We start from the raw sequence: 23,069 nt of genomic DNA on the forward strand, positions 1-23,069 counted from the left end.
GCTCATATTGCGGCCGAACCCCGCAGTGCGATGCCTTGCTTGCCGTTGCGCGAAACGTCGGGATCCCAGGAACAACTCGTGCGTTGCTCCGGTGATGGCAATCACGAGGAACGGAATGACAAACGACATCGGAAGCCTGACCGCCACGCAACTCGCGCAGGCCTTTCGGGAAGATCGCGCCACTCCGAGCGACGCCGTTCGGGCCGCTCTGGATCTGATAACGCGCTACAACCCGGCGGTGAACGCCTATGTCCACGTCGATTATGCCGGCGCCGAGGAGGCCGCCCATGCCTCGGACCAACGCTGGGCGGACGGCGCTCCGCTGAGCGCAATCGACGGGCTGCCGGTCTCGATGAAGGATCTCACCGAGGTCGCCGGCATGCCCGCCCGGGACGGCTCGCTCCTGACGGGTGACGGGCCCTGCGACACCGACGCCCCGCCGGCACGCATGCTGCGCGAGGCCGGAGCGGTGATCCTCGGCAAGACCAACACGCCGGAATTCGGCTGGAAAGGCGTGACCGACAACCGGGTCTTCGGCGCGACCCGAAACCCGTGGGACACCAAACTGACGCCCGGAGGATCGTCCGGCGGAGCCGCCGCCGCGGCAGCGCTCAACATGGGTGTCCTGCACCAGGGCGGGGACAGCGGCGGGTCGATCCGCATCCCGGCCTCCTTCACCGGCACGTTCGGGTTCAAGCCGACCTTCGGTTGGGCGGCGCAATGGCCGCCGTCCCGGGCACCGACCCTGTCCCAGATCGGCCCCATCACGCGGACTGTCGAGGACGCGGTCTTGATGCTGAACGTGATCGGCCGATACAATCAGGCTGACCCCTATGCGCACCGCGGCCAGCCGACCGACTGGGGCGAAGACTTGGGCCGGGGCCTCGACGGGCTGCGGATCGCCTGGTCGCTCGACCTCGGCTATGCGTCGGTCGATCCCGCGGTGGCGGGCCGCGTTCGCGAGGCCGCCGAGCGCATGGCCGCGCTCGGTGCGGACATGGTCGAGATCGATCCCGGATTCGAGAGCCCGATCGAGATCTTTCAAATGATCTGGTTCACCGCCTCGCTCGATCTCTACCGCCAATGCAACGAGGAAGAGCGTGACATGCTCGACCCTGGCCTCGTGGACAACGCCCTTCGGGCGGAGGCTTGGGACGCGGTCGACTATTTTCGCGCACAGACCAGAGGTGCCGAGTTCACCCGCCATCTCGAGCGGTTCAACCAGGACTATCACCTGTTGATGACGCCGACCGTGGCGATCCCGACCTTCGAGGCCGGCCACGATGTTCCTCCCGGCAGCGCCATGACCGACTGGACCGAATGGTCGCCTTTCACATATCCGTTCAACCTCAGCCAGCAGCCGGCGGCCTCGGTGCCCTGCGGGTTCACGCAAGCGGGCCTCCCGGTGGGTTTCCAGCTGGCGGGCGGCAAGCACGACGACACCCGCGTGCTGCGCGCCGCGCATGCCTACATGGACGCCCACCCGCCGATCCTTCCGGATGCCGCTGACAGCCGCGGCGGGCCGAAAACAGCGAGCTGAAGCCGGCGCTGATCAGGTCAGGGTGACGGATAAGAGACCTCACATTCTGGTTGCTCGGCAAATAGGTGAATGACGGCCCAAATGTATGTACCGGCTGCTGTTCGCAAATGATTTCTGGCATGTTCTCGGAAGTCGCTCATATGTATCCGGCCTGTTGGTCGACACGCGGGTCGTGGCCTTGTTGGGGTTACGCACGCGCCGTGATCTCATTAGCGGACAGGTCGTAGATGACCATTTGGGCCGTCAGATTCTGGGGGCGTAGTATTTCCGTTCCATGCTTTTGATCTATCGCGAACTCCTCTGGGGCGTCCCGGCTTAGACGCCGATAGCGACCTCGTCTCGTGGCGCATCTAACGCCGTTTTGTGTCTCAGAATGCTCCATGCCATACGCGCCAACTTGTTGGCGAGCGCGACGGCGGCCTTATTACGATGCATGCGTTCTGATGCGCGCGCCAACCATTCGCCAAAACTGAAGTCTGGCCAACGGTGCGGCCGCATCATGATGATCTTTGCTGCCTGCACAAACAGCATTCTCAGATACCTGCTGCCGCGTTTGGACATTCGTCCAAGAACCGTTCGGCCCCCGGTGCTGTATTGCCTGGATACGAGGCCCACCCAGGCCGCAAAATCGCGCCCGCGATCAAACGCCTCACCTTCACCGATTGCTGCTACCATCGCTGTTGAGATCATTGGACCTATGCCCGGCACCGTCATGACATTCACGCAGTTCTCTTCGGTTCGACTGATCTCTTCGATCTCCTGCGTCACCTTCTCGATCCGGTCGTCTATCCACATCCAGTCACCGTAGAGACCGATCAGAATAGCCCGCATACGCGGCGATATCTCGTCTTTGCGTTCTTCCAGGATCGTCTCGAACGAGTTCTTCAAGGCGCGCAGCCCCTTTCGAACAGTAATGCCTTGCTCAATCAGGAACGCGCGGATCTGATTGGTCGTCGCTGTTCGACGAGACACCAGCCGTGATCTGACGCGGTGCAGTGCTTGCAGGTCGAGCTGGTCCTGGCTCTTCTCGGAAACCGTCTGCAGGTTGGGCCGAAGCGCGGCTTCGGCGATTGCGTCAGCGTCGTTGTCGTCGTTCTTCTGCCCTTTGTTGAAAGGCTTCACATAGATCGCAGGGATGATCCTTGGCTCAAAGCCCATCTCGCGCAATGTCCGGCTCACAAAGTGTGCGCTCAGGCAATGCCTCCATGCCCACAATACAGTGCGGTAGCCTCTCGAATGTCGCGACCAAAGCCAGTCGCTTTATCTGCTTTCGCAGAAGCCGCTGCCCCGAATGATCGAAACCCACCAAATGGAATGTGTCCTTGCCGATATCGACACCAATCAACATCAGTCCATCAAAGCCTGTCTTCGCCATGCTACTTCTCCTATCTGCAGAAATAGGCAGAGCCTAACCTGCTGGGTGAAGCAGCCGGTACATCCCATTAGCGGTCCTTCATGGTATATGTTGCGAAGGTCCGGTCCGGTCAGCTCCAATCCAGTGCAGGCATCACGACCGGACCGCCAATTCCACGGCGTTCGGTTGTACCGCTCCGGGCAACAAGTCGCGTCAGGGAATTATTTCCAACTCAGCTATTTTGTCTCCTTCCAGACGGAACAGATACCGCAGATCGACCGGACTCCCCGGAAAATTGCCAACGAGATGGCTGGTTACGATAATGCGATCTCCTTCCTCGGTCAGCGAGAATGGTTCCACGGTGTAGGTATATTGCGTCGAGGCGTTGGCCATCCACTGCCGTATCGCCTCCCGACCCTTGTACGTATTGCCTTCATCGACAACGATCGCGTTATCGGTAAAGCATTCCGCTAGCGCGTGCGCGTTGCCCTTTTTGTCGGCCGAGAAATATTGGGCGATCACTGCCGGTAGTTCGAGCTTCATCATCATTCTCCTGTTGCGGTCCAAGGCGCGACAACCCTCTGACCGCCGCGCCAACAGGTAATCTAAGTGAAGATGAAAATTCGATAATAGGGATAAAACTACACGCCGAATTCCAGAATTCAGGATAATCAGTCTGCCGTAACCTCCCGGACATTATCCCGGTTTTCAAGACAGCGCATGCCATTTAATCCATATTTTCCAAACACACGACGTCCCTTAAATTTTCCAGAAAGAAACATTCAGCAATAAATCTGGAGCTCAGATCATGACAGATTTTTTCAACCTTACTGGTAAGCGCGCACTCGTGACCGGGGGCACCCAAGGTGCCGGAGCCGCGACTGTTGAACTGCTGCAAACGCTCGGCGCAAAAGTCCTGACGACCGCGCGCTCGCGCCCTGAGCTGATGAATGCAGACGCATTCGTCGCCGCAGACCTGACGACACCGAAAGGCTGCAAGACGGTTGCCGATGCGGTCCGGGAAGAACTGGGCGGCATCGACATCGTCGTCCACATGGTCGGCGGGTCATCCGCGCCGGGCGGCGGCCACGCGGCGCTCGATGACGATCAGTGGCAAACAGAGCTCGACCTGAACCTCTTTCCTTCGGTTCGGCTTGACCGAGTGTTGGTGCCCGAGATGGTGGCCCAAGGCCATGGTGTCGTCATCCACGTCACCTCGATCCAACGCGTCCTGCCTCTGCCGGAGGCGACGACAGCCTATGCCGCGGCCAAAGCCGCTCTTTCCGCCTACAGCAAAAGTCTGTCCAAGGAGGTCTCTCCGAAAGGCGTCCGGGTCCTGCGCGTTTCTCCCGGCTGGATCGAAACCGAGGCATCGGTGCGTCTCGCCCAGCGCCTCGCCGAAGAGCAAGGAACCGACTTCGAAGGCGGCAAGCAGATCATCATGCAGTCGCTCGGTGGCATTCCCATCGGCCGCCCGACCAAACCGCAAGAGGTCGCCAGCCTGATCGCCTTCCTGGCGTCGGACCGCGCGGCCACGATCACGGGCGCCGAGTACACCATCGACGGCGGGACCGTTCCGACCGTTTGAGCGCCTGCCCGTTGGCGCGTCGGACACCATAACTCTGGCGCCGGGCCGCATGGCCAACTTGCGGCGTTGCATCGTCCATTCCGGTGAACGGTGAAACCACCGATGGTGGTCTGTTCGCTGTGTGCCGCAACAACCACGTCATCTCGACCAAGACCGTTTTCGACATCAACACAGCCATCCCACGGAGAACCCTGCATGGACACCAATCCGACCCTGACGCGGCACGACCTCGCCGTCTTGGACAACCAGAAAGCCCTGCGCCGAGCGCTTCGCCCCGAATATGACTTCATCGTCTGTGGCGCCGGGTCCAGCGGCTCGGTCGTCGCGGCCCGGCTGGCCGAACAGCCGGAAGTCAGCGTTCTCCTGCTCGAGGCCGGCGGCGACGACACGGCAGACACGGTCACCAACCCGGCCCTTTGGCCTCTGAACCTCGGCAGCGAGCGCGACTGGGGGTTCTCGGGCGAACCCAGCCCGACCCTCGGCGGTCGCAGGCTTCCGCTCAGCATGGGCAAAGGCCTGGGTGGTGGATCGAGCATCAACGTCATGGTCTGGGCCCGGGGCCACAAAGAAGACTGGAATCACTTCGCTGCAGAATCCGGCGATTCCGCTTGGGGGTACCAGTCCATCCTCGGCTATTACCGCCGCATTGAGGATTGGCAAGGCACACCCGACGCCGAACGGCGCGGCAGGGGCGGCCCTGTCCACGTCGAACAACCCGCCTCGCCCCAGCCCGTCGCCCGCGCGATGCTCGAGGCTGCCAGGCACATGGGCATCCCGGTTTTCGACAGTCCGAACGGGGCGATGATGGAAGGCCACAGCGGGGCCGCTATCGCGGATCTCCGCATCCGCGACGGCCGGCGCCAGTCAGTGTTCCGCTCATACACCCACCGCGTCATGCACCAGCCCAACCTAACCGTTCTGACCGGCGCCCTCGTCTCCCGCGTCCTGCTGGATGGCACGTCGGCCATAGGCGTCGAAGTCCTGCTCGACGGCAAGCCCCGGCAGATCCGCGCACGCTGCGAGACCATCCTGTCGCTCGGCGCCATCCAGACGCCGAAGGTGCTGATGCAGTCCGGCATCGGCCCCAAGGAAGAGCTTGCCGCACATGGCATCCCGATCGTGCGCGACCTTCCCGGCATCGGCCGCAACCATCAGGACCACCTCGCCTTCGGCTGCACCTGGGCCTATCACAAGCCAGAGGGCGTCGGCGGCGGCGGGTGCGAGGCCACGCTCTACTGGCAAAGCTATGCGCGCCTCAAACAGCCCGATATCCTGCAATGCCAGCTCGAATTCCCGGTGCCCGCCCCAGAGGAAGCGGGCATCGACACGCCGCCCCATGGCTGGACCATGTTCGCGGGTCTGGCCCAGCCGAAAAGTCGGGGCCGCCTGCGGCTGTCGGGGCCAGATGCCGACGATCCGCTCCTGATCGAGCCGAATGCGCTCAGCGAACCCGAGGACCTCGAAACCGCATTTGCCGCCGTCGAGATGTGCCGCGAGATTGGCAACCACGCTGCCTTTAGTCCGCTCGTTCGGCAGGAGGTCGCGCCCGGCGGCCGAAATCGAAAGGCGATGGCCGATTTCATCCGCAAATCGGCAGTCACATACTGGCACCAGTCCTGCACCGCCAAGATGGGACGGGACGAGATGTCGGTCGTCGACCATCAGCTCAAGGTCTATGGCATCGACAACCTGCGCATCGCTGATGCCTCGATCATGCCCCGCATCACCACCGGCAACACGATGGCCCCCTGCGTGGTGATCGGAGAGCGTGCCGCCGACATGATCCGCCAGCAACACGGTCTGGCGCGCGCCGAACTACCCCTGGCAGCCGGGGCATGAACAATCCCCGCCGCGGATCGGGGGCACGACATCCTCCGGTCCGCATGATCCGGCGCATCCAAATCAAACGTACAATGACACCGCCTGAGTCCGGACTGCGCCAGCCGACATCGCCCTCCATGCCGCAAGGCCACGCACCGACAACCCGCTTTCTTCGAATCCGGAATTGTGCCTTAGATGATGTAGCAAGGCGCATCAGAACGCCCGAGACCTGCGGAAACCCGAACAATGCCGGAAGATCCTTTCAGCCCGGACCTCGATCGGATCGATCGTAATATTCTGCGTGCGCTTCAGAAAGATGCCCGGATGGCCAATTCAGATCTGGCTCAGCTGGTGAACGTCAGCGCCGCGACATGCCACCGCCGCACCCAGCGTCTGATCGAACAGAAATACATCACGTCCGTCCGAGCTCAGATTGCGCCGGCCAGCGTGGGGCTGGGGACGCTCGTGATGGTCGGCGTTGTGCTGGACCGGTCCACACCCGAAAGCTTTTCCGAGTTCGAAGAGACCGTCGCAGGTATGAAAGAGGTCCTCGACTGCAACCTCGTCGCCGGGGATTTCGACTATCTGCTGAAGATCAGGACACGGGACATGGAAGGTTTCAACCTGTTGCACGGCCGCAAACTCATCACCCTGCCGGGCGTTCGCCAGATCCGCACTTTTTTCGTGCTGAAAGAAGTCAAGGACAACGCGCCCTTGGCATTCTGAAAGAGCCCCCCGTGGCCGGCGTCCCGCAACGCTGGCGGCCCGCCAGCCACCGGATCGCACGCGAACCGTCACGCCGCCCTGACCCGTCGCACCGCCTGCGCCCATGTGGCCATCCGGGCACCCTGGTGCCGAGCCGCACGCAACGTCGCCTCGGAAAGGGGCGCACCTTGTCCGTCCGTAAAGCTGGTGCCGTACGGGTTACCCCCGGCGGCATGAATCGCAGGATTCGTATACCCCGGAGGCACCATGATTGCGCCCCAGTGATAGAACACGTTGTGCAGCGCCAACAGGGTGGATTCCTGCCCACCATGCACGTTCCCGGCCCCTGTGAAGGCACTGACGACCTTGTCGGTCAGCTTCCCGTTCATCCACAGACCGCCGCAGGTGTCCAGGAACTGCTTCAACTGCGCCGCCGGCAGGCCGAAACGCGTCGGCGTGCCGAAAACGAAGCCATCCGCCCATTCCAGATCCGAGTGGGTGGCAACGGGAACTTCACGCGTTGCCTCAAGGTGTTTCCGCCATGCCGGGGTGGCATCTATTGCCGCGTCGGGTGCCAGTTCCGCCACCCGCCGTATCCTAACCGCGGCGCCGAGCTTTTCGGCGCCGGCGGCGATTTCCTGTGCTATCGTGAATGTGTTGCTGGTACTGCTGTAATAGACGATTGCCAGCCGGACGGGATCTTGATCTGTCATGTCGCTTTCCTTTGTTTGACGCGTGGAAAGCTATGTGCGCGCACCAGTCTGCGCTACGGCGTCAAATTTCATTTCACTGTCTGCCCGGATGGACAATCACATGTCTAAGACGCCCAGCCTCGATGACCTCGCCCGCTTCAGGAAAGTCGTCGACAAAGGCTCGTTTGCTGCCGCCGCCCGGGATCTCGGCATTCCCAAAAGCACCCTCAGCAAGGCCATCGCACGGCTGGAGCAGGATCTGGGCGTACGCCTGCTTGAGCGGACGACGCGCAACATGCGCCCAACCGAAACCGGACGGATCGTGGCGGAACACGGCAAGACGATGATCGACGCCTTCGACGCCGCCCAACGCGCGGCAAGCGACAGCGACGGGCCGTCTGGCCGCATCCGTGTCGGGTGTCCGCCGGGCCTGTTGGATGATCTGCTGGATGATGTCATCGCCGATTTCCTCACCGACTTTCCCAAGGTCCGGATCGAACTGGTCGCGATGGCGGGCCCGCTCGACCTCGTCAGGGACGATGTGGATATCACGATCCGCGCGCGGTCGCAGGTCGAGGCCGGCGCCTCGCACGTCGTGCGGCGGCTCGGGGTATCGCGTGGCATCCTTGTCGCGGCGCCGTCCCTTGCCGGTACAAGCCAGCTGCTGACGCCTCGGGACTTGCAGGCTGTCCCGACCCTGTGCCTGCCTGGCGACAACCGCGTGTGGGAGCTTTTCGACCGGGATGACACAGCCCATACCATCGACGTCTCTCCGCGGCTGGTCACGAGCGACATCGCCACCCTGCGGCACGCTGCAATCAGGGGGCTGGGCGTCGCCCTGCTGCCCGAACATGCCTGTATGGCGGATATTGCAAGCGGCGAGCTGATGCGAGTGTTGCCCGACATCTCGACCGTCGAGGGCACGATCTACGCCGTGTTCTCGCGCGACACCGCAAGGGCCTCGGCGCTTCGCGCCTTCATAGACCACCTTGCCCGCGCCTTCGCCATCGCCCCATTCCGGCGATAGCCGGGCCGACCTTCACACCGCCCGCGCCGAGCGCGCCAACTCGCGCGCAAGATCGACGAAGACCTTGAACGCGGCCGGCGGGTTGCGCCGGCTGGGGTAATACAGGCACAGCGGCGCAACCGGCGGGGTCCAATCGTCGAGAATCCGCACCAGCCGGCCCGCCGCGATATCCGCGCGCACGTTCGATTCCATGAAATAGCCGATGCCCACTCCATCGAGGACCGCGGTGCGCGCCAGGCTGGCCTCGTCCAGAGTCAGTGGCCCGTCCACGTCCACATGCACCGGCTGGCCCTCGGATTCGAACTGCCAGCGATACAGCGCGCCGTTCGGCAGGCGGACGCGAATACAGGTATGCGCCTTCAGGTCGGCCGGAACGCGCGGCACATCCCGGTTCGCAAAATAGGACGGTGCGGCGACGACGGCATGCCGCCGTGCTGGCCCCAGTGGAATCGCGATCATGTCCGACGGTACGAGGGTTTTGCTGCGCACCCCGAAATCGAACCCGTCCGCCACGATGTCCACAAGACTCCCTTCGGTCACGAGATCGACCTGAACTTGGGGAAACCGCTTCAGGAACTCCAGGATCAGTGGTTCAAGAATCTCCTGCGCAGCGGTGACGAAGGTGTTGATACGCACGGTGCCGGAAGGTGTTTCCTGTTGCGATCGGACCGTGTCCAGAGCCTGGTGGATATCCCGCACCGCCGGGCTGACCTGATCGACAAACCTGTGCCCCGCCTCGGTCAGTGAGACACTGCGCGTCGTGCGATTGAACAGGCGCACGCCCAGTTGTCCTTCCAGCTTGGAAATCGCATTGCTGAGCGCGCTCGTTGACATTCCCATGTCGAGTGCCGCAGCCCGGAACGATCCTCTGCGGCTGATCGCGAGCACGGCATCGAAGTCGGTCAGCTTGTAGTTTTTCATTGTCCTGAATTCCGTAATTCAACATCTCACTTTATCCTAATTATCAAAACGCCGTCAAAAGCATAATTTACGGTCACGCATCAACTGACCGAAAGGAGCAGACAGCACAAAAGCTTACCCGAACCGGCGCTGATTCGAGCGAGCCGGACATGAAATATTCTTTCAAATATTGGGTAAGCCTTGGCCGAAAAAACGCCAATCTTCAATCATGTTGCAGCGTATCCAGCAAACTATACGCCAAAGTTGCAAGCACCCGTCAGCGTCAAAACGCTACGATGCCGACGCCTGCGACAGGGATGCCATCCAGTAAAACAGACCGGAGAGCCGCCCTCCCACGGCCTTTATGGACCTCTGCCAATATCAACCAAAGGAACATTCAAATGTCCAAGAAACTCAGAACTGCCGTCGCCGCCGCTGCCGCCGCCGCGACCATCACGACCAGCGCAAACGCGCAAGAGACGATCCTGTCTGAACAGCCGGTCAAATCCGTCGTCCTCGTTCACGGCGCCTTTGCAGACGGGTCGGGCTGGCGCGGCGTGTACGACATCCTCACCGCGCGCGGCTACCGTGTCAGCATCGTTCAGAACCCGCTGACCTCTCTCGCAGATGACGTGGCTGCCACCGACCGCATCCTTGACCGTCAGGACGGTCCGGCGATACTCGTCGGGCATTCCTACGGCGGAACGGTCATCACCGAGGCGGGCATCAACCCCAAGGTTGCAGGCCTCGTCTATGTCTCCGCGCTGGCCCCAGACGTGGGCGAGACCACGGGCGACCAATTCTCTGACATCCCCGCCCCGCCAGAATTCATCATCGAGACCGGCGATGACGGGTTCGGCTTCGTCAACCTCGAAGAGTTCAAGATTGGCTTTGCCGGCGACACCGCCGATGCGGACGCTGCCTTCCTGCGGGACAGCCAGGTGCCCATCAACATGGAAATCTTCGGAACGCCGGTGAAACACGCTGCGTGGAAGGAAAAGCCGAGCTGGGCCGTAATCGCAACCGAGGACAAGGCCATCGACCCGAAACTGCTGCGCCACACGGCCGACCGGATTGGCGCTGTATCAGTCGACGTACCCGGCAGCCACGTTGTGTTTTTGACCAAGCCCGACGAAGTCGCCGACGTGATCGATGAGGCTGCCCGCGCCTCCGGCGGAAGCTGAATTAGCAATCTCCTGCGGCAGAACCCGCCTCGCCGCAGGAACCCGAAACCTGTTCACAGAAAATCTCACCTGGGGAAATCACCCCGGCAATGGAGCCACACCATGTCCCATATGAAAGTGAAATCCATACTTTCTTGGAGCGCGATCCTGTTCCTCATCTCGGTCGCGGCCGTCGCCGTCGCCTCCTGGATCGTCAACGTAGACAGTTTCACCGGCAGTCACGTCCAGGCCAACCGTACCTGCAAGATGCCCAAATCCGACCCGTGTCAGTTGATCATATCGGGAAAACGCCATGTCCGGACCTGAACCATTCCGCCTCACCCGTCGCTGCGCGATTGCCGGCGGCACGGGCCTGTTGATTGCAGCGTCCACACCGCTGCTGACGGCTTCCGGCCTGCGGGCCGAAACATCACCTTCCAACCGAGGACCTCAGACCATGACCTACATTTCCGCCGACGACGGCACGCAGATCTTCTACCGCGACTGGGGCTCGCGCGACGCGCAACCCATCGTGTTCCACCACGGCTGGCCTCTGACGGCCGACGAATGGGACGCCCAGATGCTCTATTTCCTCGGCAAGGGCTTTCGCGTGATCGCCTTCGACCGGCGCGGACACGGGCGCTCGGACCAGACGGAAACCGGCAACGAGATGGACACCTATGCCGCCGATGTCATCGCCCTGACCGACGCGCTGGACCTCAAGGCGGCCGTGCATGTGGGCCATTCCACCGGCGGTGGAGAGGTCGTGCACTACGCCGCCCGTGCCAAGCCCGGACGCGTCTCGAAGCTGGTGCTGATCGGTGCCGTGCCGCCGGTCATGGTGAAGAAGGACAGCAACCCCGACGGCACGCCGCTGGACGTGTTCGACGGCTTCCGCGAGGCGCTTGCCGCGAACCGGCCGCAATTCTACCTCGACGTGGCATCGGGCCCGTTCTATGGCTTCAACCGCCCGGACGCGGAGGTCAGCGAAGGCTTGATCCGCAACTGGTGGCGGCAGGGGATGCAGGGCAGCGCCAAGGCGCACTTCGACTGCATCAAGGCCTTCTCCGAAACCGACTTCACCGAGGACCTCAAGGCGATCCAACTGCCGACGCTGGTGATGCATGGCAGCGACGATCAGGTCGTGCCCATAAAGTCCTCTGCCGCGAGGACGGTCGAGATCATGCCGAACGCGACGCTCAAGGTCTATGACGGCGCCTCTCATGGCATGGCGGCGACGATCGCTGAAGCGATCAACGCGGACATCTTGGGCTATTTGCAGTCCAGTTAACGAACCGCACCGATCTGGCGCAAAACGCGCCAGTTCGAGCCTCGCTTGTCAAGCTTTCCCCGACTCTCCCCGGGGGAAGCTATTGCAAGTTCAACCCGTATTGAGCCCATTTCATTGAAACGCTGTGCCTCTGAGCCACAGATCGGTACTGGAAGAGCAGTAGAAACTCCCACTCCAACTGACCGATGGCATCCAGACAGGCTGTACCTACCGTTCTACATTTGATCGACAGCACTTTTACATGCATGTCGGACGTTGGAGCTAAGTGCAGACAACGACGGCTTCCCGCCCTTTTCGACCAAGTCGGTTCCAGGCCCTTGCCGGCCATTCAAGAGTCTGGCGACCAACGGCGGCTGAGGGCCGATGCTACCCTGAGCATGCAATCATGACACTCACGCCTTCCGGGGCGGCGTCGCACGGTATACATGATTGCGGCACTTAGGGGCAGACGAACGCATGACCTGTAATTGAGCGAAGCCTATTCAGCTTTTTCAGTTTCATCGGAATCTCCAGCCGGTCGCAATGTCGCATGCGTTCGTTCCGCTTGGCGTTCCAAATTATGCCCGCGTCTCACTTCAGGACCACGCCTCAGGGTCGAGTCGCATCTTTCAGAACATCTCTGAGCCCCTCTTCGGCCAAAAGACCCTCCGCTATAGCGATCTGAGCCAGTGATTTTTTCTCTTTCAGAGAGCGTTTGGCAAGTTGCGCGACCTTTTCGTACCCAAGACGGTGCAGGAATACGGTAGAAACACCGAATGACGAGGCGAGGTTTTCGTAGGATCGGTCCTGGTCAATACTAAGCCCGGACACACACGTGCGCGCAAAAACAGTGCTGGCGCGGGTCAGCAGCCCGAACTGGTCGAACAGCGATTGCGCAATGACCGTTTCGAAATGGTTGATTTCCATCTGTCCCGCCTGGCAGGCCATCGTGATGGTGCCGTTCAACCCGTGAACCTGGAACGAGACCTGCTGAACCTGCATCGGGATGACCGGGTTGACCTTTCCGGCCATGATGGACGACCCCGGCTGGACCGGCGGAAGGTGAATCTCGCCGATCCCGGACGCCGCATCGCTGCTGAGGATGACCAGGTCGGCGGCGATGCGGCCGAGATTGGTGGCAAGCCCTGCCAGTTCACCTGACAGGCGCTGGAACCCGTCTGTGCCCTGCATTGCAGCGAACATATCGCTTGGTCCTCGAACATCGAAGCCGAAGCTTTCCTTTAGCGCGGGTAAGATTTCCGCTTCATAGCCATCAACACGGCCAAGCCCCGTGCCGATGGCAGTGCCGCCCATCGGCACCGTCTGGAGATCGTCGACCGCACGCTCCAGCGTCCTCAGGGCGCCTTCCAAAAGCGCCGCATAGCCGTCGAACAACTGGCCATATGTCATCGGTTGCGCGGCCTGCATACAGGTCCGGCCCGTTCTCAGCACGTCCCGTGACACCTCCGCCTGTGCGCGAAACACCGAGACGAGTTCCTCCACCGAGGATTTCAGCCCCGGCAACAGAAGGACGCAGGCCAGTTTGATCGCGGTAGGGATCACGTCATTGGTCGACTGGCTGCGGTTGACGTGATCGTTGGACCGGATCGGTCCAGTCCGCTCGTCGCCCAGTATCTGGTTCGCGCGGCTCGCTATCACCTCGTTGAAGTTCATGTTCAGCGACGTGCCGCCAGAGCCTTCCGCCATCGGAACAACGCATTGCGACCAGTGTTCTCCGGCCGCAATTTCATCGCATGCCGCTATAATGGCGTCTGCCTCGCGCACGGGCAAACCGGACGCCCGGCGATTGGCCAGTGCGGCGGCCCGCTTGACCTTGGCCATGGCGCATATGAATTCCGGGTAGGCCGACAGGGCCGGACCGAACCCGCGGAAATTCTCCGCTCCACGCGCAGCGTTCGCTCCGTAGAGCGCATCTGCGGGCACTTCGAGCCGACCGAGACTGTCGGCGACCTCTTTCATGATCACATCACGTTCCAGCATTTGATCGTCCGTCAGAGAATTTGGCTGAGGAACTCGCGGGTGCGCGGGTCTTTTGCCTGGTCAAAGAAAGTGGCCGGCGGACCGGACTCGACGATCACGCCCTTGTCCGTGAAATAGACACAGTCCGCGATCTCGCGGGCGAAGCCCATTTCGTGCGTGACGAGGATGCAGGTCATACCTTCCGATGCGAGTGTCTTGATGGTCTGGAGGACTTCCTTGACCGTCTCGGGATCCAATGCCGCGGTGACCTCGTCGAACAGCATCACGTCCGGGTTCATGGCAAGTGAGCGTGCGATCGCCACCCGCTGCTGCTGCCCCCCTGAAAGCTCTCCTGGAAAACTGTCTTCCTTGCCTTCAAGACGCACCTTCTTGAGCAGGGCTCGCGCACGTTCCTCGAATGCCTTGCGATCCTGTTTGAGCACCTTGATCGGCGCCATCATGACATTCTGAAGCGCCGTCTTGTGTGGAAACAGGTTGTATTGCTGGAACACCATGCCGACCTTCTTGCGAAGCTCGAGCTTGTCCAGCTTCGGGTCACTGACCTCCTGGCCCTCGACGGAGATGGATCCCGACTGAATGTCGTTGAGCGCGTTGATGCACCGGATGAGGGTCGACTTGCCCGAGCCGGATGGCCCGATGATGCAGACGACTTCGCCCTTTCGAACGTCCATCGTGATTCCACGAAGGACTTCGGTGTTCCCGAAAGATTTGTGAACGTCCTTCAGGGAAATGATCGGTTGATCACTTGTCCAGGCCATGAGTTCCTCGCTTCAGAGTTGCACGGAAAATTTGCGTTCCAGCCGCCGGGTGAACGCGCTGATTGGATAGCAATAGATAAAGAACCAGCAGAGGATGTAGAGGTACATCGGTATCAGCAGGTCCACGCGGCCTTCGGCACTGAGCGCAGCGCGCGTCAGCGCCATCACGTCATTCACGCCGACGATCGAAACCAGCGGTGTCGCCATGGTCAGAACGGCATAAAGGTTCATCCAGGAGGGCAAGATTCGCTTGACGGTTTGCGGAAGGATGATCTCCCGCATCGTCTGTGCCCGGTTGAACCCCAGAGATTCCGCCGACTCCCACTGACCCTCCGGGATCGACATGATGGCACCCCGGACATATTCCGACATGTAGGCCATGACCGGAAGGGAAAGCCCCAGCACAGCCTTGATCCAGCCCGGAAACGGCACTTCGGTACCGAATATCTCTATCTGGAACGGGATCAACAGAATGCAGTAGAACAACAGGACCAGCCAGGGCGAATTCCGAAAGAACTGCGTGATGGCCCAGGAGACCTGGCGCACGAACCGCAACGGAGAGACCTGCAGGATACCCAGCCCGACGCCAAGCACCGTTCCGACGGCCATCGAGCAGATCGAGATCAGCACGTTGAAGGCGAAGCCGGATCCAATCGTCGGCGTCCATTCCAGAAGAATTTCAATAATGCTGCGTTGGCTTTCACCGTCCTGCTGCGCGAGCGCCGGAGTCACAAGCGCGGCTGCACATGCCACGAACAGAAGAGCGGCCGTCCAGCGATTGAATACCCTGTCGGTCAGCGGCAGCGGCTCTCCGGTACTGCGCATCGGGAGAAGTACGGGCAGATGCCCTTTGACGGGTACGGTGGGTCTTGTCGGATACAGCATGATTACCTCCCGTAGCCCGGAATGCGCAGCTTCTTCTCCCAATGGTGCAGCACCCAGACGAGTACGGCGACAATTCCCACGTAGGAGAGCAGCAGAACGTTCATCATTTCCTGGACGTTCAGGTCTTCCGACCAGATCTGGGCAGCCACGTAAAGGAGTTCGGGGACCGCGATGGCATAGGCAAGCGTGGTCGTCTTGACCAGGTTCACGAGGTTCGTCCCAAGCGCGGGCAGCGAGATGCGCACCGCCAGAGGCAGCACGATGTCCTTGTAGATCTGCAGCCTCTTGTATCCCAGTGCCTCTGCGGCCTCGATTGTGGACTTCGGAACAGCCTCGATGCCGGCCCGGAAAATCTCGACGTTCAAAGCGCCGGCAAAGAGCGACAGAGAAATGATCGCCCAACCGAAATTGCTGACCAGTGGTTCAGGCCGCCCATCGTCGCCCGTGATCTGAAGGACCGTGCCGATGGCGAAATAGAAAAAGTAGAGCTGGACCAGCGGCGGCGTGTTCCGAAAGAAGGCCACGAAGAAACCTACAAGCACCCGCACGGTACGGGACTGCGCGCCTTGCGCTGCCGCCCCCACAGCGCCGACGACCAGCGACAGGACAATTGAGATGACCGAAAGTTGAACGGTCATCCACAAACCTGCCAGGTACCGCCCGCGGTTGTATTCATCGCTGACAACCGTGAGGTTGAAAAACCAGTCCGGTCGCAACCACTCTATGACACTTGTAGAATCCATTGCTCGTCGTCGTCCTGAAATGGAACCGGCGGCGAAGCGCTCGCCGCCGGAAAGTCAAATGGCGAAAAGGGTTATTTGAACTTTTCGTGCATTTCCTGAAGGAACGGGCTCGGTGCGATACCATTCGCCTCGTTCCGCTCGATGAGGAAACCGGTCTTGTGCCAGTCCGTGACGATCTCGCTCATTTTCTCGCCATAGGCTCCGTCCAGTTCTTCAAGCGGAACGGCGATGGACCAGGCCTGCGGATCCTCGGTCTCGAATGGCATCTCGTAATCTGCCCATTGTTCGTCCGACGCCAGCTGCGACTCGATCCACGTGTTGTCGTAAAGGAACGCCACGCAGTTGCCGTTCTGCAAGGCCGAGGTAACCTCGGGAATACCGGCGAACGCCACGAGGTTCGGGCCGTAAAGCTGCGTCACGCGCTTGTTGTAATAGGAGCCCTGAAGCGCGCAGACGTCACGCCCCTCCAGGTCCGACCACTCTTCGAGCCCGACGGACTTCGGTGCCAGAACATTGGTGCCCCCGGCGTAGTAGTTCGGCTGGATCATACCGACGACCTCGCGGCGATCCTCGTTGTCACCCATCGTTGCAATGATCAGGTCGATGCGGCCCTGGCTGAGAAACTGCATCCTGTTCGATGCAACCACGGGGACGAGTTCCAGTTCGACCCCGAGACGCTCGGCCACGTCGCGGGCCAGGTCAATCTCCAGCCCGGCCAGTTCACCGTCGGACGTCAGGTAGCCCCAGGGCTTGTAGTCCTGCTTTACGCCGACAACGATTTCGCCGTCTTCCTTGATGTCTTCCAGCTGATCGGCCTGCACCTGACCACAGACCAGCGCCAGCGCCGCACTGGCCAACGTCGTTGTGATGTAACGAATCATTGTACGTCCTCCTGTTGTGTTTGAGCACGGTCGATGCCGTGATATTTGAAGCACTGAAGGTGATTTCGAATGTTTTGTCTACCCATCTCGTGAAACAAATGTAATAATTTTGGTGGAAAAAATTACTTTGTATTTTTTCGCATCAAGAGAGGCCGAAGTTGGACAACCCGAAGGATACCATTCGCGACCGTCTACCCGATTTGTCGAAGAAGCTGACGCATGTCGCCCGCTTCGCGCTCGACAACCCTGACAGAATTGCATTCGATTCGATGCGCGCAATTGCGTCAGATTGCGATGTTTCTCCGGCAACGCTGCAAAGACTGGCCAAGGCACTGGATTACGAGAGCTACGCCGCATTGAGAGCCGCGTTTCAGGCCAGCGTTTCCAACGGCAGGGGGTTTGGTGCCCGGGTGGGCAGGCTCCGGAACTCTTTCGGCGACACCTCAAGCAGCGAACTGATCCGAGACCTGACAGAGTCGGTGCACGGCAACCTCGCGACAACGGCCGACCTTCTCGATGCGGAAGCGATCGACGCTTTCGCCAAATCGGTACACCAAAGCAGGTGCACCTATCTTCTTGCGTCCGGATCGCTGTATTGGCTTTCGGGACTGATGGAAGTCACCGGCAGCATGGCGCTTCCGAATTTCGTGGCATTGCACGGGGGCCTTGTCGATTTGACCGAGCGCTTGGCCGTCATTGACGAGGCGGACAGCATGTTGGTGTTTTCAGTTTCCCCCTACGCCGTTCAGACGACGCGCGCCGTTCAATATGCACACTCGAAAGGTGCAAAGATATTTGCCGTGACCGATCGGCCCAGTTCACCGCTCGTGCCATATGCCGATACGACATTCTACGCACCGACAACGAGCCCGCACTATTACCCGTCTCTGGTTTCCGTTCTGTTCATGATCGAAACTTTGCTTGCGGCAGCAGCGTCCGTTGCCGACGTAAGTTCAGATGCTCGGCTAAGAGAGATTGAAAAAATACGCGATGAAAGCGGTCTCTACCTCGATTGAAGAACGAAAGCACTTCCTGCCGATTGCAGGCAATCAACCATGCCACAGTGTCTGCAAGGACGTGGAGCTCTTGCCGTGACAGGAACCACAAGGCGGAACCTTGTAAGTGGTTTTCTTAAATACGTGCTCGAGAACCGCGTCCGTCCTGAATGCGTGGCGGTCGCAGTCTCCTCTTGCGCAAACCTGATGCAGCCGGCATGCCCGATCCGCTTGCCTGGCCTGCGCGGAGACCGGGATCGTTCAGACCCCGGCCCCCTTGCTCGAATGCCTCCTGCCCGCATTGGCTACCTTGTCCCGTCTGACCTTCCGCCATAGCAGAGCGCATCGTGACCAGCGAAGCGCGGACATATTCGTGACTGGGTTGCCTATTCTTGCTCTCGACTTTTTTAGTGGAGCTTCGTTGGATCGGGGTGGTCGATCGGTGTCGGCAACGTGGCCGGATGGTAACCTGACATGCCCATCATGCGCCGCAGTGTCAGGCCGAACTCCTGCGCAAGCGCCACAATGACAGCGGCCATATCGGGCCGGACAAGGTTCGCAGCCATCAAAAACGCATCCTCGCGCTCGCCATCCGCAGCGTGGGCCACGATGTTGGCGAACGTCGCCTCGTCGCCGCCCAGGCACCTGCACTGCGCGTGGTGCCGCACCAATGGGCGGCGGCCATGCTTGGCACACATGCCGCAAAGCTGTTCAAAATTCTGCAATTCCCTGCGTCCCGCCCTGGGGCCGAGAGCCGTTGCGAAATCATTCCAGACAAGGCTTTGCGCTTCCGGCCCGTCGCACCACATGCGCAAATAGATTACGGCGCTCGCCTCGACCGGATCGAGATCTTGAAGGATACCGACGGGTGCGCCGCCACGGCGTTCAGATGGATTCATCATTTCGTAAGGATCAATTTGCCGGCGCGCGTGATGCGCAGCGTGTAAACCTGATCATAGAGCTGGATATGCGCCAGCCCGCCGCCATTGGTCAGCTTGCTCGCATAGTGCAGCGGGATCGTATCGACCTCGGTCGCGCCGATGAGCAATTTGTTGTCTAAGGCACCCATTCCGCCCTCCTGTTTTCCGTGGTTTCCGCGCCCTGTAAATGCTGCCGGGCACGACGTCGGAGGATCGGGATGCTTCGACCTGGTTGCCAAAGCGGTTCCGGTGCCCCTCCTGAAACTCGAATGTATCGGGCGGTCCCTCGGAAAAGCCCTCGGGATTGGCTGGATTTGTCTAATCTGACTTTTTTAGTCGGAATTGTCAATCGGCTGGAATCGTAGCCCTCACAAGTACTTAAATATTTCCCCGATGTTCTCCGGGATTCTCGCCGTACTTACCCTGGAGGTGCTGGTTCCGATGATTCGACATGCAGGTCTCGAAAGGTCCGGTCTATTCCGGCGACCCGGATACGGCAGGCACCCGGCGATGCAAGTGCGGAGCGGACCCGTTACAGGACCGCCGGTCAAGGACAGTTGATAATCTTTCCGGATGAGAATAGTTTACGGGTAGCGAGGCAGTGCCCAGCCAATACGTATCAATGGCGGAGCGATGTCCTTTCATCCCAGAATGTATGCTGCTGTCCGCGGGTTCGACCCGCTGGACGAAATGCGCTGCCTACGGTTCGACGACATGGTCGTCGACTATTGGCATGTGCAAGGACAGTCCCGCGCCACCGGACGGTATGTCTCGATGTACCCACGCCTTGTTCTTGTCCTCGATGACCGTGCACTGTCCCTCTCACGCGGGAAAGACGCCGCATCCAGCGCCGCCGCCGCATGCTACATTCCGGCAGGCGTGCAGGTCTGGGCCAGCCTCGACGAACCTGGCGATCTCAGACACATCGACATTCATCTTTCGATGCCGCGCCTCAAGTCGCTTGCAGGGGCCGGCGCGCCCCTCGACAGGATGCTCGTTTTCCCATCGCTCGGGCCGCTGGCCCCGCTCGTGCGCGTCCTGCAGGACGAATGCGTGTCGATCCGCCCGTCCATGCACCGCGTCGACAGGCTGGTCAGCGCCATCGTACAAGAGGTATGCCTGATCGACCGGGCCGGCCTTGGCGATGGCGACAAGGGGGACGCCTGGCTCCACGCCATGCGCGCGCATGTCTTCGAACGAATGGAAAATCGGATCGCTGTGGATGATCTGGCCGCGTTGTCCGGCCTGTCCCGGACGCATTTCAACCGGGTCTTCCGCAAACGCACAGCCATGTCGCCACATGCTTGGGTCACAGGGATCAAGATCGATTACGCCAAGCGCCTCCTGTGCCGCGGACTGCCGCTTGCCGAGGTGACAAACGTAACCGGGTTCGCCGACCAGGCCCACTTTTCCCGCAGTTTCAAGCTGGGAACCGGCCAATCACCGGGAGCATGGGCAAAGGCGAATCCGCCCGGGCAGGATGGTCCGATTATTCAAGACAATTCTTCCTGATAATTTTAATCGGGTATCCTGAAGCACTTTGCGCGCTCCCTCTTCCCCGCCCGGGAGGATGGATGACCCGACGTGACATCTGAAAGAGAAGGATGCCGATATGGCCAAAACTATAAACCGCCGCCTTGGCATGGCCAGGCTCAGCAGCGCAGCGCTGATGCTGCTGGGAACCGCTGCGGTTTCAAACGCCCAGCCCGCTGATGAAACGCTGGATCTCGGGACGATCACCCTGCGCAACCAGGAAGACGCCACCGGTCCCGTGAGCGAGGACAAGAACCCGCCAACCGTCACGGGCAGCAAGGTACCGCTCACCGTGAACGAGATACCGCAGTCGGTCTCTGTTCTCGGGCGCGAGAAGATCGAGCGTTTCGGCGCCAACCGCGTCAGCGAGGCCCTGCGCTATTCCGCGGGTGTGACAGCGGACGTGTTCGGCGACGACAATGACTATGACTGGCTGCGCATTCGAGGCTTCCAGGCCGACCAGACCGGGATCTATCTCGACAACGCGCAGAACCTCTCATTCGCCTTCGGCTCCTTCTTCATCGACCCCTACACGCTGGAACGCGTCGAGGTCCTGCGTGGCGCATCCTCGGCTCTCTACGGTGGCTCGAACCCGGGCGGCATCGTCAATTACGTGTCCAAGCGCCCGGGCGGCCGGATCCGGAAACTGACATTCGGCGTCAACGACGCGACCGCCGGCTGGGTCGAGTTCGACTACGGCGACGACATCGGCGACTCGAGCTCTTATCGCCTGACCGGGCGCCTCGAAGGCGGCGACAAGTACGATGCGTTCAATGATGGCGTGCGCGGCACCTTCGCGCCGGCCTATCGGTTCAGGACCGATGGCGGCACCGAGGTCACCCTGCTGGCCAACATCCACATCGCCGACGAACACCACAACGGAAGCACGTTCCTGCCCTATCAGGGCACGGTCGTGCCCACCCCGCAATTCGGCTATATCGATCCCGATGCGAACTTCTCGGACCCGGACTGGGACAAGTACGAGCGGCGGCAAGCCTCGTTTTCTGCCATCGTGGAACGCGAACTCGACAACGGCTTTACCTTCACCGGCATCGGGCGCCTGGGCTATGCCGATGTCCACGAGCGCTACTACTATCCCTTCGGGTACAATGGGTTTGCCACCGCGCCCAGTGACCCGCAGGGCACGCTCAGCCTCATAGCTTTCGAGCACGACACGCAGGTCTACACCGCCCAGACCGATCTGCGCTACTACGGAACGGTCTCGACCGGGTCGGTCGATCATGACCTCCTCTTCGGCCTTGACGCTCGTTACTACGAGATCGACGAAATCCAGGCCTCGGGCCTTGGCAGCAATACCGTGGTCAATCCGACGCCCCCCGGTACGCCGGTCATCGGCGCGCCCTACCAGGACGCCACGACCACCCAGCGTCAGATCGGTTTCTACGTGCAGGATCAGATGCGCTGGGGCAGTGGATGGATCGGCACACTCAACCTGCGGCATGACTTCGTTGAAACCAAGCAGCGTGGCTCGACCAACTTCAGCCGCAGCGACAGCGAAACGTCCGGGCGCGTGGCCATCGCCTATGAAGCCGCGTCGGGCTTCACGCCTTATCTCTCCTACTCGACGTTCTTCAATCCGCTGATCGCATCGCCCGCCGCCGGCGTGACCCGCCCGGAAACCGGCGACCAGGTCGAGCTCGGGTTCAAATGGGCGCCTCTGGGCGGAAATTTCTCGTTCACCGGCGCGGCGTTCCAGATCGATCGCGAAGGGGTCGTCGTCGGTGTCGCGCCCAACCAGACACAGCTGGGCGAGGTGCGCTCGCGCGGCCTCGAGTTCGAGGCGGAATACGATTTCGGCAACGGGCTTTACCTCCAGGCCGCCGCAAGCTTCATCGACGCGGAAATCCGCGAGGACGCGAACCCGGCCCTTGTCGGCACGACACCGACGCTCATTCCCGAGACCGAGCTGTCGCTCTTTGCCAGCTACGATTTCGCGGGCCCGCTTGACGGCCTGAAAATCGGGGCCGGCGTGCGTCACCAGGGCGAAAGCTTTGCCGACCCGACCAACACGTTCAAGGTGTCCAGCGCAACCCTCTACGACGCTTTCGCAACCTACCAGGTACGCGACGGACTCGAAGCCAATCTTGCCGTCACCAATATCGGCGACAAGCGCTACGTCACCGGCTGCCAGGATCTCTATACCTGCTCCTACGGCTCCGGGCGCGAGATCAGCCTGTCGGTCACCTCCAGCTTCTGAAAACCGGAACCGAACCCGAAGGATGAAGATGCGGCAGCGATGCCGCATCTTTTTTCATTCCGCGCTCGCGCGGAG

21 protein-coding genes and 1 pseudogene are annotated in these 23,069 nt (G+C 60.9%); 11 read left to right on the forward strand and 11 right to left on the reverse strand.

The window, feature by feature from the left end; genetic code table 11:
- The first annotated feature begins 115 nt into the window (after positions 1-115).
- Complete coding sequence (locus tag PVV74_RS16785; protein WP_274594008.1) at positions 116-1,540, forward strand: amidase; 1,425 nt, start codon at positions 116-118, stop codon at positions 1,538-1,540.
- A gap of 315 nt (positions 1,541-1,855) precedes the next feature.
- On the opposite strand, the pseudogene PVV74_RS16790 reads toward PVV74_RS16785, so the two are convergent.
- Positions 1,856-2,915 (reverse strand): annotated as a pseudogene (locus PVV74_RS16790) (IS110 family transposase).
- A 192-nt stretch (positions 2,916-3,107) separates the two neighbouring features.
- Positions 3,108-3,437, reverse strand: coding sequence for a nuclear transport factor 2 family protein (locus tag PVV74_RS16795; RefSeq protein ID WP_103765118.1), 330 nt, complete (start codon positions 3,435-3,437; stop codon positions 3,108-3,110).
- A 265-nt stretch (positions 3,438-3,702) separates the two neighbouring features.
- On the opposite strand from PVV74_RS16795, the gene PVV74_RS16800 reads away from it, so the two are divergent.
- The 3 genes from PVV74_RS16800 (at position 3,703) to PVV74_RS16810 (ending at position 7,029) form a co-directional block, all read left to right on the forward strand.
- A complete protein-coding gene (locus PVV74_RS16800; protein WP_274594009.1) occupies positions 3,703-4,482 on the forward strand; it encodes an SDR family oxidoreductase in 780 nt (259 codons plus the stop codon).
- Positions 4,483-4,677: 195 nt separating this feature from the next.
- Positions 4,678-6,321, forward strand: coding sequence for a GMC family oxidoreductase (locus tag PVV74_RS16805; RefSeq protein WP_274594010.1), 1,644 nt, complete (start codon positions 4,678-4,680; stop codon positions 6,319-6,321).
- A gap of 228 nt (positions 6,322-6,549) precedes the next feature.
- Complete coding sequence (locus PVV74_RS16810; RefSeq protein WP_274594011.1) at positions 6,550-7,029, forward strand: Lrp/AsnC family transcriptional regulator; 480 nt, start codon at positions 6,550-6,552, stop codon at positions 7,027-7,029.
- Between the two features lie 68 nt (positions 7,030-7,097).
- On the opposite strand, the gene wrbA is transcribed toward PVV74_RS16810, so the two are convergent.
- The gene (wrbA, locus tag PVV74_RS16815; protein ID WP_274594012.1) at positions 7,098-7,721 is read right to left on the reverse strand and encodes an NAD(P)H:quinone oxidoreductase; all 624 of its coding nucleotides are present in this window, start codon (positions 7,719-7,721) and stop codon (positions 7,098-7,100) included.
- A gap of 100 nt (positions 7,722-7,821) precedes the next feature.
- Here wrbA and PVV74_RS16820 point away from each other — a divergent pair, with 100 nt between their 5' ends.
- On the forward strand, positions 7,822-8,727 hold the full coding sequence (locus tag PVV74_RS16820) for a LysR family transcriptional regulator (RefSeq protein WP_274594013.1): 906 nt from the start codon (positions 7,822-7,824) through the stop codon (positions 8,725-8,727).
- A 12-nt stretch (positions 8,728-8,739) separates the two neighbouring features.
- On the opposite strand, the gene PVV74_RS16825 is transcribed toward PVV74_RS16820, so the two are convergent.
- Positions 8,740-9,648, reverse strand: coding sequence for a LysR family transcriptional regulator (locus tag PVV74_RS16825; RefSeq protein WP_103765108.1), 909 nt, complete (start codon positions 9,646-9,648; stop codon positions 8,740-8,742).
- 380 nt (positions 9,649-10,028) lie between these two features.
- On the opposite strand from PVV74_RS16825, the gene PVV74_RS16830 reads away from it, so the two are divergent.
- The 3 genes from PVV74_RS16830 (at position 10,029) to PVV74_RS16840 (ending at position 12,081) form a co-directional block, all read left to right on the forward strand.
- Positions 10,029-10,811 carry an alpha/beta fold hydrolase gene (locus tag PVV74_RS16830; RefSeq protein WP_274594014.1) on the forward strand — a complete coding sequence of 261 codons (783 nt, stop codon included), beginning with the start codon at positions 10,029-10,031 and terminating at the stop codon, positions 10,809-10,811.
- Between the two features lie 102 nt (positions 10,812-10,913).
- Positions 10,914-11,117 (forward strand): hypothetical protein, encoded by a 204-nt coding sequence (locus tag PVV74_RS16835; protein WP_222449433.1) that lies wholly within the window; start codon positions 10,914-10,916, stop codon positions 11,115-11,117.
- Positions 11,118-11,247: 130 nt separating this feature from the next.
- Complete coding sequence (locus tag PVV74_RS16840) at positions 11,248-12,081, forward strand: alpha/beta fold hydrolase (protein ID WP_274594015.1); 834 nt, start codon at positions 11,248-11,250, stop codon at positions 12,079-12,081.
- Between the two features lie 588 nt (positions 12,082-12,669).
- Here the strand turns inward: PVV74_RS16840 and PVV74_RS16845 are convergent.
- From PVV74_RS16845 to PVV74_RS16865, 5 genes are all read right to left on the reverse strand, one after another.
- The gene (locus PVV74_RS16845) at positions 12,670-14,061 is read right to left on the reverse strand and encodes a lyase family protein (RefSeq protein WP_274594016.1); all 1,392 of its coding nucleotides are present in this window, start codon (positions 14,059-14,061) and stop codon (positions 12,670-12,672) included.
- An 11-nt stretch (positions 14,062-14,072) separates the two neighbouring features.
- Positions 14,073-14,819 (reverse strand): amino acid ABC transporter ATP-binding protein, encoded by a 747-nt coding sequence (locus PVV74_RS16850; RefSeq protein ID WP_274594017.1) that lies wholly within the window; start codon positions 14,817-14,819, stop codon positions 14,073-14,075.
- 12 nt (positions 14,820-14,831) lie between these two features.
- Positions 14,832-15,704: an amino acid ABC transporter permease gene (locus PVV74_RS16855; protein WP_274594018.1), complete on the reverse strand. Its 873-nt coding sequence runs from the start codon at positions 15,702-15,704 to the stop codon at positions 14,832-14,834.
- Positions 15,705-15,706: 2 nt separating this feature from the next.
- Positions 15,707-16,447 carry an amino acid ABC transporter permease gene (locus PVV74_RS16860; protein ID WP_103765103.1) on the reverse strand — a complete coding sequence of 247 codons (741 nt, stop codon included), beginning with the start codon at positions 16,445-16,447 and terminating at the stop codon, positions 15,707-15,709.
- 71 nt (positions 16,448-16,518) lie between these two features.
- The gene (locus tag PVV74_RS16865) at positions 16,519-17,328 is read right to left on the reverse strand and encodes a transporter substrate-binding domain-containing protein (protein WP_274594019.1); all 810 of its coding nucleotides are present in this window, start codon (positions 17,326-17,328) and stop codon (positions 16,519-16,521) included.
- Positions 17,329-17,486: 158 nt separating this feature from the next.
- Here PVV74_RS16865 and PVV74_RS16870 point away from each other — a divergent pair, with 158 nt between their 5' ends.
- A complete protein-coding gene (locus tag PVV74_RS16870; protein WP_274594020.1) occupies positions 17,487-18,344 on the forward strand; it encodes a MurR/RpiR family transcriptional regulator in 858 nt (285 codons plus the stop codon).
- A gap of 386 nt (positions 18,345-18,730) precedes the next feature.
- Here PVV74_RS16870 and PVV74_RS16875 read toward each other — a convergent pair whose 3' ends face one another.
- Both PVV74_RS16875 and hemP read right to left on the reverse strand, forming a co-directional pair.
- Entirely contained in the window at positions 18,731-19,225 is a 495-nt protein-coding gene (locus PVV74_RS16875) for a hypothetical protein (protein ID WP_274594021.1), read from the reverse strand.
- Positions 19,222-19,392, reverse strand: coding sequence for a hemin uptake protein HemP (gene hemP, locus PVV74_RS16880; RefSeq protein WP_274594022.1), 171 nt, complete (start codon positions 19,390-19,392; stop codon positions 19,222-19,224). The genes PVV74_RS16875 and hemP overlap by 4 nt, the downstream gene beginning before the upstream one ends.
- Positions 19,393-19,876: 484 nt before the next feature.
- On the opposite strand from hemP, the gene PVV74_RS16885 reads away from it, so the two are divergent.
- Positions 19,877-20,755 carry a helix-turn-helix domain-containing protein gene (locus tag PVV74_RS16885; protein WP_103765099.1) on the forward strand — a complete coding sequence of 293 codons (879 nt, stop codon included), beginning with the start codon at positions 19,877-19,879 and terminating at the stop codon, positions 20,753-20,755.
- A gap of 100 nt (positions 20,756-20,855) precedes the next feature.
- Entirely contained in the window at positions 20,856-22,994 is a 2,139-nt protein-coding gene (locus tag PVV74_RS16890) for a TonB-dependent siderophore receptor (RefSeq protein ID WP_274594023.1), read from the forward strand.
- Positions 22,995-23,069 lie beyond the last annotated feature (75 nt).

It is taken from the genome of Roseovarius sp. SK2, from assembly GCF_028807495.1.
Classification (GTDB): Bacteria; Pseudomonadota; Alphaproteobacteria; order Rhodobacterales; family Rhodobacteraceae; genus Roseovarius; species Roseovarius confluentis.

Coding starts and splice junctions, on each gene's coding strand:
- PVV74_RS16785 (WP_274594008.1), top strand. CDS start 116: ATGACAAACGACATCGGAAGCCTGACCGCCACGCAACTCGCGCAGGCC.
- PVV74_RS16835 (WP_222449433.1), top strand. CDS start 10,914: ATGTCCCATATGAAAGTGAAATCCATACTTTCTTGGAGCGCGATCCTG.
- PVV74_RS16840 (WP_274594015.1), top strand. CDS start 11,248: ATGACCTACATTTCCGCCGACGACGGCACGCAGATCTTCTACCGCGAC.
- PVV74_RS16855 (WP_274594018.1), bottom strand. CDS start 15,704: ATGCTGTATCCGACAAGACCCACCGTACCCGTCAAAGGGCATCTGCCC.
- PVV74_RS16845 (WP_274594016.1), bottom strand. CDS start 14,061: ATGCTGGAACGTGATGTGATCATGAAAGAGGTCGCCGACAGTCTCGGT.
- PVV74_RS16865 (WP_274594019.1), bottom strand. CDS start 17,328: ATGATTCGTTACATCACAACGACGTTGGCCAGTGCGGCGCTGGCGCTG.
- PVV74_RS16805 (WP_274594010.1), top strand. CDS start 4,678: ATGGACACCAATCCGACCCTGACGCGGCACGACCTCGCCGTCTTGGAC.
- hemP (WP_274594022.1), bottom strand. CDS start 19,392: ATGGGTGCCTTAGACAACAAATTGCTCATCGGCGCGACCGAGGTCGAT.
- PVV74_RS16885 (WP_103765099.1), top strand. CDS start 19,877: ATGTCCTTTCATCCCAGAATGTATGCTGCTGTCCGCGGGTTCGACCCG.
- PVV74_RS16795 (WP_103765118.1), bottom strand. CDS start 3,437: ATGAAGCTCGAACTACCGGCAGTGATCGCCCAATATTTCTCGGCCGAC.
- PVV74_RS16820 (WP_274594013.1), top strand. CDS start 7,822: ATGTCTAAGACGCCCAGCCTCGATGACCTCGCCCGCTTCAGGAAAGTC.
- PVV74_RS16825 (WP_103765108.1), bottom strand. CDS start 9,648: ATGAAAAACTACAAGCTGACCGACTTCGATGCCGTGCTCGCGATCAGC.
- PVV74_RS16810 (WP_274594011.1), top strand. CDS start 6,550: ATGCCGGAAGATCCTTTCAGCCCGGACCTCGATCGGATCGATCGTAAT.
- PVV74_RS16875 (WP_274594021.1), bottom strand. CDS start 19,225: ATGATGAATCCATCTGAACGCCGTGGCGGCGCACCCGTCGGTATCCTT.
- PVV74_RS16860 (WP_103765103.1), bottom strand. CDS start 16,447: ATGGATTCTACAAGTGTCATAGAGTGGTTGCGACCGGACTGGTTTTTC.
- PVV74_RS16800 (WP_274594009.1), top strand. CDS start 3,703: ATGACAGATTTTTTCAACCTTACTGGTAAGCGCGCACTCGTGACCGGG.
- PVV74_RS16890 (WP_274594023.1), top strand. CDS start 20,856: ATGGCCAAAACTATAAACCGCCGCCTTGGCATGGCCAGGCTCAGCAGC.
- wrbA (WP_274594012.1), bottom strand. CDS start 7,721: ATGACAGATCAAGATCCCGTCCGGCTGGCAATCGTCTATTACAGCAGT.
- PVV74_RS16830 (WP_274594014.1), top strand. CDS start 10,029: ATGTCCAAGAAACTCAGAACTGCCGTCGCCGCCGCTGCCGCCGCCGCG.
- PVV74_RS16850 (WP_274594017.1), bottom strand. CDS start 14,819: ATGGCCTGGACAAGTGATCAACCGATCATTTCCCTGAAGGACGTTCAC.